The 13,358-nt window shown below is 39.0% G+C and carries 14 protein-coding genes; 6 read left to right on the top strand and 8 right to left on the bottom strand.

From position 1 onward, the window contains the following. Complete coding sequence (locus tag VB691_RS02170; RefSeq protein ID WP_323289814.1) at nt 1–1,326, bottom strand: GAF domain-containing sensor histidine kinase; 1,326 nt, start codon at nt 1,324–1,326, stop codon at nt 1–3. 235 nt (nt 1,327–1,561) lie between these two features. Here VB691_RS02170 and VB691_RS02165 point away from each other — a divergent pair, with 235 nt between their 5' ends. Next, nucleotides 1,562–1,876 (top strand): DUF3155 domain-containing protein, encoded by a 315-nt coding sequence (locus VB691_RS02165; RefSeq protein WP_323289813.1) that lies wholly within the window; start codon nt 1,562–1,564, stop codon nt 1,874–1,876. Nucleotides 1,877–1,944: 68 nt separating this feature from the next. Here VB691_RS02165 and VB691_RS02160 read toward each other — a convergent pair whose 3' ends face one another. Both VB691_RS02160 and VB691_RS02155 read right to left on the bottom strand, forming a co-directional pair. Further along, on the bottom strand, nt 1,945–2,472 hold the full coding sequence (locus tag VB691_RS02160) for a cofactor assembly of complex C subunit B (protein ID WP_323289812.1): 528 nt from the start codon (nt 2,470–2,472) through the stop codon (nt 1,945–1,947). Between the two features lie 81 nt (nt 2,473–2,553). Further along, nucleotides 2,554–3,222, bottom strand: coding sequence for a Fe2+-dependent dioxygenase (locus VB691_RS02155; protein WP_323289811.1), 669 nt, complete (start codon nt 3,220–3,222; stop codon nt 2,554–2,556). A gap of 141 nt (nt 3,223–3,363) precedes the next feature. Between VB691_RS02155 and VB691_RS02150 the strand changes: the two genes are divergently transcribed. Together VB691_RS02150 and VB691_RS02145 are read left to right on the top strand one after the other, a co-directional pair. Continuing rightward, nucleotides 3,364–3,522 (top strand): hypothetical protein, encoded by a 159-nt coding sequence (locus VB691_RS02150; RefSeq protein ID WP_323289810.1) that lies wholly within the window; start codon nt 3,364–3,366, stop codon nt 3,520–3,522. A gap of 55 nt (nt 3,523–3,577) precedes the next feature. Further along, nucleotides 3,578–3,811: a hypothetical protein gene (locus tag VB691_RS02145; RefSeq protein ID WP_323289809.1), complete on the top strand. Its 234-nt coding sequence runs from the start codon at nt 3,578–3,580 to the stop codon at nt 3,809–3,811. 111 nt (nt 3,812–3,922) lie between these two features. On the opposite strand, the gene VB691_RS02140 is transcribed toward VB691_RS02145, so the two are convergent. Both VB691_RS02140 and VB691_RS02135 read right to left on the bottom strand, forming a co-directional pair. Continuing rightward, nucleotides 3,923–4,159, bottom strand: a complete 237-nt coding sequence (locus tag VB691_RS02140) for a hypothetical protein (RefSeq protein ID WP_323289808.1) — start codon at nt 4,157–4,159, stop codon at nt 3,923–3,925. A 265-nt stretch (nt 4,160–4,424) separates the two neighbouring features. Then, nucleotides 4,425–5,864: a TM0106 family RecB-like putative nuclease gene (locus tag VB691_RS02135; RefSeq protein ID WP_323289935.1), complete on the bottom strand. Its 1,440-nt coding sequence runs from the start codon at nt 5,862–5,864 to the stop codon at nt 4,425–4,427. 225 nt (nt 5,865–6,089) lie between these two features. Here VB691_RS02135 and VB691_RS02130 point away from each other — a divergent pair, with 225 nt between their 5' ends. Further along, nucleotides 6,090–6,725 (top strand): leucine-rich repeat domain-containing protein, encoded by a 636-nt coding sequence (locus tag VB691_RS02130; RefSeq protein WP_323289807.1) that lies wholly within the window; start codon nt 6,090–6,092, stop codon nt 6,723–6,725. 230 nt (nt 6,726–6,955) lie between these two features. Then, nucleotides 6,956–8,149 (top strand): aminotransferase class V-fold PLP-dependent enzyme, encoded by a 1,194-nt coding sequence (locus tag VB691_RS02125; protein WP_323289806.1) that lies wholly within the window; start codon nt 6,956–6,958, stop codon nt 8,147–8,149. Nucleotides 8,150–8,225: 76 nt separating this feature from the next. Here the strand turns inward: VB691_RS02125 and VB691_RS02120 are convergent, their stop codons facing one another. Both VB691_RS02120 and VB691_RS02115 read right to left on the bottom strand, forming a co-directional pair. After that, on the bottom strand, nt 8,226–8,759 hold the full coding sequence (locus VB691_RS02120; RefSeq protein WP_323289805.1) for a pentapeptide repeat-containing protein: 534 nt from the start codon (nt 8,757–8,759) through the stop codon (nt 8,226–8,228). Next, the gene (locus VB691_RS02115) at nt 8,756–10,246 is read right to left on the bottom strand and encodes an LCP family protein (RefSeq protein WP_323289804.1); all 1,491 of its coding nucleotides are present in this window, start codon (nt 10,244–10,246) and stop codon (nt 8,756–8,758) included. Before VB691_RS02115 ends, VB691_RS02120 begins: the two co-directional genes overlap by 4 nt. Nucleotides 10,247–10,648: 402 nt before the next feature. Here VB691_RS02115 and VB691_RS02110 point away from each other — a divergent pair, with 402 nt between their 5' ends. Then, nucleotides 10,649–11,716, top strand: coding sequence for an AI-2E family transporter (locus VB691_RS02110; RefSeq protein ID WP_323289803.1), 1,068 nt, complete (start codon nt 10,649–10,651; stop codon nt 11,714–11,716). A gap of 208 nt (nt 11,717–11,924) precedes the next feature. Here the strand turns inward: VB691_RS02110 and VB691_RS02105 are convergent, their stop codons facing one another. Then, nucleotides 11,925–13,298: a cytochrome P450 gene (locus tag VB691_RS02105; protein ID WP_323289802.1), complete on the bottom strand. Its 1,374-nt coding sequence runs from the start codon at nt 13,296–13,298 to the stop codon at nt 11,925–11,927. Between the last annotated feature and the right edge of the window lie 60 nt (nt 13,299–13,358).

Here is a 13,358-nt window from a genome sequence, read left to right as displayed (position 1 = left end):
TTAACATTCTTCGGCCAAAGGCAACCAAATAATAAAACTTGTTCCTCGGTTTCTTACATGATCCGTCGGACTTAATAATTCAATTATTCCCCCCATAAGAGCCATCAATTCTTTAACAATGGCAAGGCCTAACCCAGTTCCTGGTGTCTCCCCTTGGGCCTGTATCCCTCGATAATGTCGCTCAAAAATATGAGCTTGATCTTCTAAAGGAATGCCATAACCTGTATCTTCAATGGCAATGCCTTGATATATTTTTTCCCCTTTAACCCTCGATAACCCTAGCTTAATTTTGACTTGGCCAGGTTTCGGGGTATATTTAATCCCATTATCAATTAAGTTACTCAAGACTTCCCGTAAGGCCGAATTATTGCCCCAAACAGGGGATAACTCCCCAAAAATTTCTGATTGCACCTTAATTCCCTTCTCTTGAGCAATTGATTGAGCAGAAATAAGAATGGGTTCTAATACTTCCTCCAAGTTAATCTTTTTTAACTCCATTGCTGCACCTGGTAAGGAAAGGGGCTTAGGGTCAGCAGAAGGGATACAATCGGTATTTAGAGTAATAAGATCAGTCTTAGCTGCGATCGCTTCTTGATTTGTCTCAAATTCTTGGAGCAATTCTTGTAAATGATCGCTCTCTCTGACCATGTTCTCCACAATGGCACGGTTTTTGTCATCGGAGACAAACCGCTTTAACAGTAGCTTACCAAAAATCCGTAAGGCGGTGATGGGGTTACGGATTTGATGAAACAGATCATCCAGGCGATCGCCTTGTTGCTGTTGTTGAATCTGTTGCTGGTTTAACTGTTGTTGATACCAACCTTGACGTTGATCTAAAAGACGCGCAATGGCCAAAGTTCGGGTTATTTTCTCAATTTGGCTCAATTCTTCTGGTTGCCAAGGATTATTTTGCCGTCGAGTCACTAACAAACCCACCACAATCTCTTGATGAATTAATGGTAAGATCAATTGATATGGCCCTATCTTATTAGGATTTTCTCCCCATTTTATGGGTTTGCTTTCTCGGTTAGGGGGCAAAGATTGGGAAATCTGAGAAAACTTAACCATCGGGAAGGAGACAGCATTCTCTAAATCTTGCCAACTCTCAGGTAACTTAATCGAGGTAGTCTCCCCGGTTTGAATGGTTTCCGTCGGCGGATAGACCACAATGGGAATGAGATCCATCTGTTGACCATCTTTTTCCCCCGTCAAATAGACAGCACTCCAGTCTGCTTGTAGGGTTTGGTACAACAAAGTGACCTGGGATTGACACAAGATGATAAAGTCTTGACTAGGAGAAGGAAGGGTCGCTGTCGAAGAAAACATAAGAATTAAACATCTTTTTATTAACTTTTGTTTCAAAAATAAAACTTTTGTAAAGCAAAAATGACTAATCCCTCTGGCAGATTGGCTAAAAATGTGATTATAGCGGGAATTAGCGGGATTATGAAAATCCACAACTTAGGGAGAGACACTTGATTTTTTGAAATGAAACGGATATAATTGGCACGGCTTTTGTAACTATGATTACAGTGTTTAGCCGAAATAGGAGGTAAAAGGGTTGGCCAGAAAACGCAAGCGTAAGAGTCGTCGTCGCCAGGAAGGTCGGAAAATTCTCGAACTTGTACCCCAGTACAATATTGAAAGCGGTGAAGATAAACCTGTTACCGCAGCCAGAAAGTATATTCATGAAATTGGGATACAAGCACCGGCTTTATTAATTGTAAAACGAAACGAACACACCACCGATCGATATTTTTGGGCAGAAAAGGGTTTATTCGGCGCTCAGTACGTTGAAGAAAATCACTTCCTCTTTCCCAGTTTAAGGGAATTCCAGCCCCCAGTACCGAGCAAAACCCCAGCCGTTGCTGGTTGACGACTAATCTCACAATTTGCAGAGCCCCCGATGCCAAGTTGGGGGTTTTCTGCGTTTAATGATTATAATCAACTGATGGGTTTTAGGGCAAGTGTTTGTTGTAGTTGGATCAATTCATCCCTGTGGGCGATAACCGTGACGACACTACATTCTCCTAAAGCTGATTCTGTGGTATTTTCTAGGGTTAGACGGACTTTTTCGAGTCGGCCAGCCTTTTTCCAATAAAAAACGCCAGCTAGAGGCGATAAAAGCCCTATACCTAAAAATAAAGGGGTCAGGGGAGGATAAATAAAGCATAAAACGAATCCCAAGCAGAGGAGTCCCACCGCCGCTAGGATACTCAAAAAAATGGCTAAAAACCAACTGGGACGCACAAACCCTTCAAATGTCATGGTTTCCTGTTGAGGATCTACGGCAGTCAAGTCATAAGCTCTCTGGGTAAAATAGGTTTGTAACTGTTCCAAAAGAGAGATTTTAGGCAATTGTGCCATTAATTTGACTTGTTGAGTCCGATCTTTGACAGAGGCCCGAATAAAGAAAAATAGGCCAACCATCAATAAAAGTGTCAAAAAAAATGTTGAGGTAAGAATAGACATATTCACAGGGGTTTTGTTTCGGGCTATGAGACTTAAATATTGTAGCTTTTATCAGCAACACGAGGAAGATCAAAAGTCCCCTTATTCAGCCCATTGACGCAACAAATTAGCATGGGTTTTAGCCAATAAATCAAATTCAATCGTTTTACCCTCTTTCGCAAAAATAGAACGGCGTACCGTATCAATATCAAACAAAATTTCTCGTTGTATGGGATCTCGAATTAAACTTTGAATCCATCCTACAACAACTAATCTGCTGCCTGTGGTAACAGGTTCAACACGATGTAAAAACGAGGAAGGATAAAGAAGAATTGAGCCTGCTGCTAGTTTATAACAAAGTTCTCCTTCTGGTTTTTCAATGATTAATTCTCCCCCTTCATAGCGATCGGGAGCATTGAGAAATAAGGTAAAGGACACATCAGAACGAAAAAATTGCTGACCCCCCATCAAAGCATTGTCTGTATGACTGCCATAGGACATTCCCACCTCATAACGGCTAAATCGTAGGGAGTGGATGTATTTAGGGTTAATAGCCAATTTAAACAACAAATGACGGCTCAGGGCATCAAGCACCAAATTTTGTAACTCAGCAGTTTGAGGGGCATTTTGAGCCAGTTGAGTATTCTGTTTCACTAATTGAGCGTGCCATCCCGCCGTTGTTTTCCCATCAACAAAATTCCCCTGGGATAACCCGTCAATCAACTGTTTGAGTTCTTCGGGAGTGAGAATATTATCAATGGTCAAAATCATCTTAAATAGCAGTGTTTAGGGTTTATCATTACCTATTATCCCAAAAAGCAGGGGATTTCATAAGATAAATTTATTGGCAATTTTCAGAACTTCTATTTAGAATGTAGGCTTTAGATACGATATTACTTGAGGAAAACGGTAATGAACTTCAAAGCTGTTCAATTGTTGCTAGTTCTTGGTTTAGTAGCAACCCTGGGTGCTTGTGGCGGTGATAAAGCCCCTGACGGTGCTGCTTCCCCTGACGGTGCTGCTTCCCCTGAAGCCCCTGCTTCCCCTGAAGCCCCTGCTTCCCCTAACTAAATGACTAAACGTCGGCTCAAAATTTAAGCGTGTAGATTACTTGAGGAGAATGTTAATGAATTCTAAGTCTGTTCAATTGTTGATTGCTCTTGGTTTAGTCACAACCCTAGGTGCTTGTAGCGGTGGTGGTGGTGATACCCCTGCTGATTCTGGTACAACTGGAGAAACTACTGAACAGGCTGCTCCTGAAGGTGCTGCTTCCCCTGAAGGTGCTGCTTCCCCTGATGATTCTGCTTCCCCTGATGGCGGCAGCGAAGGTGGCGAAGGTGGCGAAGGTGGCGAAAGCTAATAAAATCCTAACCTAACTAAAATCCTAACCTAACTAAAAGCTGTTGGCTCGTTTCAGATCAAATTTCTGGGATACCAACAGCTTTCACATTATTAGAATGTCACAAAAAATTTACTTGTTACCTACCTTAACTTGAATGGCACTGAGAAGGGGTGTTCTAAATGTGAGCAGTATAATTAAACTGAGGATATGAATTAACCAATGGGAAATAACTAGCCCCCAGATGAGACAGGCTAAGGCACTGGCTACGGCTAGAACTCCAAAAATATCATTTTCTGTGCGTTGATACCATAGAACACTACCAACGGCAGTTATCAGGAATAAGATGGGGAATATGGGGAGTATCATAGCGATTACCTTTTAGTCTCTGGGGTGGGCAAGGAGTTTAGGGAATGGCTGGTTGAGGTTCATTCCTGAACTTGTGTCCTTTTAACCATAACATTTGCCTACTCAAAAAATGGGTAATATAAAATACTTAGCCTTGATATTGTAAGAAATCTTTGCATAACTTAAACATAGCCAAGATAAAACCGCCAAATCAGTTGACTTTTGTTAACAAGTGTTGAGGGGATCAGTTAGTTTTAGGTGTTTCTCTCTATGGTTAAGATTTGGTTTATCCTAGGAAATCAACTAACCAATTTTTGAGGTGAAGGGTTGCCAGACAATCATCCTCGTTATAACGCAAAATAGAAGCCAAAAAAGTGCGATCGCCTGTCTTTAACCATTGGTCATACCAGCAAACGCATTGATCCCCGCCCATACCAGGATCACGCCAATGAAATCCTAACCAGTTTGCTAAGGACTTGAGGGAATAACTTTCTACTGGGAAAATTACGCAGGTAATTACACAGCGATGAAGGTCAATAAAACGGGAGGTTAAACCTTCTATTTGCTTAGGGGGAGTTTGGTATAAATTTCCTAAGCGTTTTATGGTTTCAACTTCGTATTCTGAGAAGTGAAAAATCGGGGCATTTTCGTAAGTATTAACCAGGTGAAGAAATTCCTGCCAAACTTTTTCTTCATCTTCGGGGGTTTCTGCTAAAAATGGGTAAAATATCTGCTCTTGGGTCACACGGTTAACCACCACTACCCCTAATAAATAGTCTAAATTGCGTTCGGGTTCTGCTTCTATGTCAAAATATAGTTCAACGGGGTGGTTAAACAGGATTTCGGGACGATGACGCGGTATTCGGGTGCGATGGATGGCACGATTTTCTACAATGGCCTGGGCCTGCTGTTGTAATTGAGTTGCTATTTCTTTTCCCATCACTTCTCCCATACTGCTTGGAGAAGCTTCGGCCAACAATTCTACTGTAATTAAACCCATCTCTTGTAAGGACTGATAGCGACTGGGTGTGACTCCTGGAACTAAGGATAAATGTTGTTGAGATTGGGCGATCGCGTAACAATGATCATACCAATTACATAAATTACAGCGTTGACGAGAGATAAAGACTTCTGGCTCTTGTTCCTTGCCGAGCATTGTTACACATTCTTCTAAAGTAGACTGTAACCTAGGCAACCATTGGATTAAATCAACTTCATAATGTTTTTGGGGACGCAAAACCATCATAGGGGTTGGTGCTGGAGTATCTTGAATAATTCCTAACAGATAAGCATAAAAAGTAGCAACAATTTTGTATTCTGGTTTGGGACGACGGCCTAAATGAATACTAATAGGATAATATGACCAATCTCCGAATTTTGATTGACCTGGTTGTTTAATTAATAAATGGGGTTTGCCTAAATAATCATAAGGGGAATCTGTTTCTGATAGCAATAAGGTACCTTGATAGATACAATTAACTCCTTGCTTCATTAATGTTTCTGTTGCGTCTGCTTTTTCTCTCCAAGAGGGGCCAGTGGGGTTTGGTTTTTGATAATCAGGATAAAATGTTTCTAATACGGAGGCAACATGAAGTTGATTTTCGTGGCGTAGTTTTAAGAGAAAATCTCGTTCGGGGTTACGTTGTGTAACGTCCCCATACATATTAAGAAAGGAACGACGGGAACATCTTTTATAATCGAGTAGCAGAATATCAGTAATTAGCATTCTAAGTCGTTGGACAAAATTAAAGTTAACTGTGAGGGAAGGGAACAGGGCATCTCGACTTCGCTCGATAACCACAGGGAACAGAAAATAATTTTTAGGATTCTAACAAAGATGTTGGATAGTCCTACCCGTATCGGTAGTCAAAATATTTATTATAATTTTAGGGCATTAGTATCATGATTGCGCTATAAACATAAAATAAGGAAAAAAGAATTAACAAATACTATGAAACCAGAAGAAATTAAACGCAGAATTGATGAGGTAAAAGCTAAGCGACTTACAAAATTAGATTTGAGTAATGAATGGGATACACCTGATGAGGAAACACTAACAGAAATTCCGTCAGAGGTGTTTGAATTAGAATGGTTGGAGAAACTTGATTTAAGTAACAACCAAATAAATGAAATATCAGAAACTTTGACCAGTCTCTCTGATTTATATGAACTTTATTTAAGTTACAACGGAATAAAAGAGATCCCAGAAACTCTGACCCGTCTCTCTAATTTATCTCAACTTGATTTACGTTACAACGGAATAAAAGAGATCCCAGAAACCATTGGAAATCTCTCTAATTTATCTGAACTTTATTTAAGTAACAACCAAATAAAAGAAATACCAGGAACTCTGAGCAGTCTCTCTAAGTTATCTCGACTTTATTTAAGTAACAACCCTTTAGAAACCCCTCCCCTAGAAATTGCTGAACAAGGAATTGAAGCAATTAGAGAATATTTTCATGAACGTCAAGAAGAGGGAGAAGATACTCTTTATGAAGCAAAATTAATTATTGTGGGAGAAGGAGAAACGGGAAAAAATACCCTCATGAAAAAGATTTTAAATCCTGCTTATAAAGATGATAATTAAGAAGTAAAATTGATAAATAAGTACAGGTTAAAACCTGATACTATAAGAACAAAGGCTGTCTACACAGCCTAATAAAAGTCTGGGAAGGTAGGGAAAATTAATGAATTGCCCCTACAATAAGACACTATTTATATAGACTGTGCATAAGTCCTGGTATATATGGACAGATTAGGTTATAATTATAGTTACTTGCTCCCTAAACTGTTTCAAAATTTCCCATTAATTAACGAATGATTAATCCCCAAGTAATTCCTTCAGAGATCGAACAACAAAGACAAGAGTTTCCTGGACTTAACAACAAAGTTTACTTTAATTTTGGGGGACAAGGAACCCTACCCCGTTCGGGTTTAGAAGCGATTATTGATGCTCATAAATTGTTGCAACAACAAGGGCCGTTTTCTCTGAAAGTGAATGCTTGGATTAATCAAAAAGTTGAATTATTGAGACAAGATATTGCTAATGAATTTAGTGTTACTGCCTCTACAATTACTTTAACTGAAAATGTCACATCTGGCTGTAATATTGTTTTGTGGGGAATAGATTGGCAAACAGGTGATCGCCTTTTAATGACTGATTGTGAACATCCTGGAGTCATTGCTATTGTTCAAGAAATTTCTCGTCGGTTTGGGGTAGAAATCGATATTTGTCCCATTTTAAATACTCTCAATGAAGGTGATCCCGTAGCAGTTATTGAACAGCATTTAACCCCCAAAACAAGATTAGTATTATTAAGTAATTTACTGTGGAATACGGGACAGGTTTTACCCTTAACAGAAATCGTCAATCTTTGTCATAATTATCCTGATAGCGATCGCCCGATTTCTGTATTAGTAGATGCGGCCCAGTCTGCGGGATCTTTAGCCTTAAACTTAGCAGAAACTGGGGTTGATTTTTATGCTTTTACGGGTCATAAATGGTTCTGTGGCCCCGCAGGAGTTGGGGGACTTTATATCCGTCCCGAAAGTTTTAAATTATTGCATCCTACCTTTATTGGTTGGCGTGGTATTGATCAGGACGAAAAAGGACAACCGATAGGGTGGAAAGTAGATGGGAGAAGGTTTGAAGTCGCTACTTCTGCTTATCCTCAATATGAAGGGTTAAGGGCTGCGATCGCTGTTCATCAAGACTGGGGAAACCCCAAAAGACGCTATCTACAAATTTGTGAATTAAGCGCATATTTATGGCAAAATTTAGCTAAGATTGAAGGGGTAAAATGTTTAAAAAAATCTCCCCCAGAAGCGGGATTAGTTTCTTTTCAAGTTGATAGAAATATCAGTCATGCAGCTATTGTTCAACAATTAGAAAATCAAGGCTTTTTATTGAGAACAATTCTTAATCCTGACTGTATTCGTGCCTGTGTTCATTATTTCACACTTCCGGCAGAAATTGAGCAGTTAGTTGGAGTAATTCAAGGGATTATTTAGGGAATAAATGGTAGGGGCGAACGGCCGTTCGCCTCTAGAGTTTATTAATGAATAATTGATAATTGATAATTAATAATTATTCATTATTAATTGGTGAATGACAACCTAAACTATCTCTAGTTGATACTCCCGTGACAGGGTTAACTCCTGCTGCTTTTTCACACATCAAAGCAACTTGATAACGATCAATCACCGCATTGCTAAAATCTGCCCCGGTAATAATAGCATCATAAAATCGAGTACGAATGGCGATCGCATCGACAAAAATGGCATTAGTTAAATCAGCAAAATCTAAAGTCACCCGATCCAACAAAGATCCGGTGAGATCAGCATCTTTAAGATTCGCCTTTAACATGACACCTTCAGTCAAAATAGAATAGGAAAGGTTGGACCCCTCAAAATTCGTTCCCCGCATATTAGCTGCGGCAAAAACGCCCCCTTCTAAGTCTTTGTGGGAAAAATCTTGCTGTTGTAAATCCCCGTAAGTATAGTTAACGTTTTTTTCTTGGGCGATCGCCGGATGAGCATCGAGTAAAATCAAGAAGCTGGCCAATAAAAGTAAGCCTATTATGGTTAAAAATCGCCACCCTAATACTTTAAATTGTTTCATTGATTCATATCTAAATCTTGAGGTTGTCTGAGGAAACTATCTCCCAATACTAAATCTTTGGCATCTAAACCAATGCGTAGGGTTAGCTGAGAGTCGATGTCTCCGGTAGATGATGCTTCTACTCTACCTTTCCCTAAAGCGGTTTGCAAGTAGTTAGCGGCTTCTAAGTCTCCCTGTTGTACCACAATTTCCGTTTCCCGTAATAATTCGGGGGCATCGGAAATGGTATAAACATTATGAAAGTTCTGCTTAATGAGATATTCTTTAACTTGATTAGCTAACCCTGGATCATCTGTTGCATTTTGGATGGCAATTTTCACACGGTTAGGAGAAAGACGACGGGTAGACTGCCATTGGGGAGTAATACCGAAATATTCCTGCATGATTTTATCCCGTCCCGTTTCTGATAATACCCAATAACTACGATTATCAAATTCTTCCGCTTGACTAAACCGCCCTGGTAACATCACCATTTGTACCTTTTCTCGGTCTAATTGTCGCCCAAAATTAACTAAAGCCAGCATTTCTTCCCAAGTCAGATTAGTATCAATATGCTGTTGTAAAAGATTAAGGGCTTGAGGAATACGGGGTAAAATAGTAGGGCTAGTCACCTTTTGTCGTAGGGCTTGGAGTAACACCTGTTGCCGTTGGACTCTGCCAATATCACCATAACCATCTTTACGAAATCGGGCAAATTGTTCTGCTTGTTCTCCACTCAGAATTTGTTTTCCTGCTGCTAAGTCTATCTTTAAATTCTGAGTCTTGTCTTCATATTGCATATCCTGGGGGACAAAGACTTCTACCCCTCCCACTAAATCAACTAATTCTTTAAACGCATCAGTTGTGACACGAACATAGCGATCAACCGGGACATCATTAAGGGTTTTGCTGAGAACTCTAGCGGTTAATGCGGGGCCACCATGTACATTAGCATCATTAATTTTAGTGTTACCTACTCCTGGAATATCAACCCGACTATCCCTAGGAACAGAAAGCATTTTAACGGAATTATCGGTAGGATCAAACTTTAGCAATAAAATAGTATCACTGCGACCTCTAAACCCCTCTAAACTACCAGGAGGGGCATCTGGTACCCGATCTATGCCTAAAACTAACAGATTAACAGGGCGAGAGAGACGATATTGAAATAAAGAGTTACTGCCAACTGACACAGGGTTAGTCTGGGACGTGATATTATCCTCAGCAGTTTGCCAAGGCATTTTAACTTGTTCCATTAAGGGTGAAAGAGTCTCTGAGAGGGGACTCAACAGGGTAATGCTTGCCCCAACAGTAGCAGAAAGGGCAGCAGTACAACTAAAGGCCATTCCCCAGAAAAGTCCTCGATAAAAGGGTGATAGTCCCTTCTTTTTGGTTTGTTTGTCCGCAACTGCTTTTCTGGGAAGCGTCGATGAAGATTTCTGTTTTCGAGAAGCTGATTTTCCTTGAAAACCGGAACCTGTAGACACTCTTTCCACACTATTTGCCATGTTTAACCTCAACCACCACAAACCGCCCTAATATAATTACCCAGGATATCTCACTAGCTCCTTTAGAAGTAGAATTAGGTAAAAAAGTTCCCATAATGTTTGCTTAACTTGGTTAAAATCAGAATCTTGCGCCTGAACCAAAAATCCGATTTTTTGTCTAAATTTCAACGAAAGAATCAGGGTTTTACGGTTTAAAAATCGGATTTTTTTGCTTTTCGGTTAATGTACCCCTGCTTACCCTAAAACTTTTTATTAAACGGATATTTTAAGATACTATTAATTTCGTATCAGTTCGTAGTAATGGCTTGAGCATCAAAAGGGCTTACTACAAACCGAAAAAGGTGCAAACCTTGCGGCCCTACCATATTTTTAGCTTAACATTTTATTGATCAATAGTTTCTAATGTTTAATTCTTGGTATAAACTTCCTTCTTGGTTACGATTAAGTATTAGTTTTCCTCTCTTATTCCTTAATGGTTGGTTACTGTTTATTTTAATTAGTTATCTCGAACCTCTGGGAACGATTTTAACAACGGCAACCTTGTTAGCTTTTTTAGTTGATTTTCCTATTCGTATTTTGGAACAACGAGGGGTTAGACGGGGACTAGCAACGATTTTTGTATTTTTAATGGCATTGATTATTATTGGTCTAATTGCTTTCATTTTAGTACCAATTATTATCGACCAATTAAGTCAATTTTTAAATAGTTTTCCTCAATTACTTGAGTCTGGTGATAATCAATTGCAGTCCCTGAAACAATGGGCGATCGCCAAAAAAATTCCCCTTGATTTTCAGGGAATAATTAACCAGCTTGCCGAAAAATTATCAATAATTTTAAAATCCTTGGGAGATCAAGTTTTAGGGTTTGTTGGGGGAACTATTGGCACAGTTATTAATAGTTTATTTATCTTGATATTAACTGTATTTTTAGTATTAATGGGGGAACAAGTTTGGGCGGGTTTGTTTAGTTTTATTCCTCAACCTTGGGATGTAAAAATGCGAGAGTCTTTAAGAAAAACTTTTGAAAAATATTTTGCGACTCAAGCTATTTTAGCAGGAATTGTCTGTGTAGCCCAAACCATTGTATTTTTGATTTTACAGGTTCCCTATGCTTTATTATTTGGCTTTGTCATTGGTATTACAACGTTAATACCTTATACCAGTGGTTTTACAATTTTAATTATTAGTTCTTTATTGATGTTTCAAGATTTAAAATTAGGACTAACTGCCTTGGTTTTAACGCTTATTGTTGGTCAAATTAATGATAATATACTTTCGCCAAAGTTAATGGGAGGAATGACAGGTTTAAACCCAGTTTGGATTGTTATTTCTTTATTTATTGGGGGAAGATTTGCAGGTATTTTAGGCTTATTAATTGCTGTTCCTTTAGCCAGTGTCATTAAGACTACTATTGATACATTGCGGCATCCTGAGAGTGTTGATGAGGAAGAAAGTAGGGATAATTCATGAATTGTCCCTACAGGGTTTTATCACTAAAATTAACTGACACTAACCATCTCTTTCAATACTGCTCGGTTAACGATATTTACACATTGGAGATACCCCTTAGTCCCCCTTTTTAAGGGGGAAATAGAGCCATTCTTAGCCCCCCTTTTTAAGGGGGAAATAGAGCCATTCTTAGCCCCCCTTTTTAAGGGGGGTTGGGGGGATCAAAACTTTAACTGACACTAACCATCTTTTTTTGGGAAACTTTTTGATAGTCCATTATCATTTTAACTCCATTATTTGGTGCTAGGGTAAACCCTCGACGTTGAGGCTTAACGACTTGATCTTTAGCCAAACTTAATTGATAATTAGATAGGATTGTACCTAGAACTAACTTCATCTCTAATAGAGCTAAAGCATAGCCAATACATAGGCGGTTTCCTCCCCCAAAAGGATAGAATTCATAGGGAGAATATTGTCTCTCTAAAAATCTTTCTGGTTTGAATTCTTTGGGGTTAGGATATATATCTTCCCGTTGATGAGTTAAATAGATACAAGGGGCTAACATTACCTCTTTATCAAAAGTATGTCCCATAATTGTAACGGGAGAATTAGTTATACGGCCAAAGGTTAATAAACCAACCGGATAAATGCGTAATGTTTCTTGACAAACTGCAGTTAAATAGGGCAATTTTGCCACAGTCATCGGGTTAGGATTTTCGCCGCAACTTTCTAACTCTGCTAATAGTTTTTGTTTGACTTCTGGTACATGATGAACCCAATAAAAAGCCCAAGCTAAAGCCGTTGCTGTTGTCTCATGTCCAGCAATTAAAAGGGTTATTAATTCGTCTTTTAATTCTTGATCGCTCATGGGTTCGCCAGCTTCATCTTTAGCTAACATCATGAGGCTAAGAATATCTTCTCTGATTAATTCTTGATGGTTACGTCTCTCATCAATTTCTGCTTGTAATAACTCATAAATTTGCTTATTTCCTTGTTTCATTTTATTCCAAGGACTACCAGGAATCCAAGGTTTTTGTAAAAATTTAAAAAACATAAAACTTGCTTCAAAAGGCGAAGCAATATTATCTAACATTTCAGAAACTAGGGGTTGTAATTGTTGATATCTTTCTCCTTCTTTGATTCCAAAAACAACTTGAAGAATCACTTCTGATGTGACTTCCTGCATGGTTTGACGCATGATAAATTCTTGAGCTTTCTGCCATTTTTGTGTAATGTTTTGGGTGATTTCACAAATACTTTGGGCATAGGTTTGTAACCTTTCTCCATGAAAAGGAGGCATTAATAATTTTCTTTCTCGTTTGTGGCGATCGCCGTCTAACATAATTACAGAGCGATCGCCAAATATTGCCCCTAAAATATTATTAGTTCTTCCTGCATCAAATTGTTTCATATCTGCCGTAAATACCTCTCGCACCGCTTGAGGATGACTTAGTATGACAAAGGGAGGAAACCCTGTCATATTAACACTAAACATATCTCCGTATTGTTTGGCGTTGGTTTCGAGATACTTGACGGGTTCGCCGATCCATTCTATTAATTGTAACAACGCAGGAGCTTTTGGGCCATCAGGTAGGTTTGGCATGATGTTTTTATCAGTAATAATTTATGATTCAGTTTCGATCATAACAAATTATTTAGGAGT

This window comes from Crocosphaera sp. XPORK-15E, assembly GCF_034931425.1.
Classification (GTDB): Bacteria; Cyanobacteriota; Cyanobacteriia; order Cyanobacteriales; family Microcystaceae; genus UHCC-0190.
This window is presented reverse-complemented; position numbering and strand designations above follow the sequence as displayed.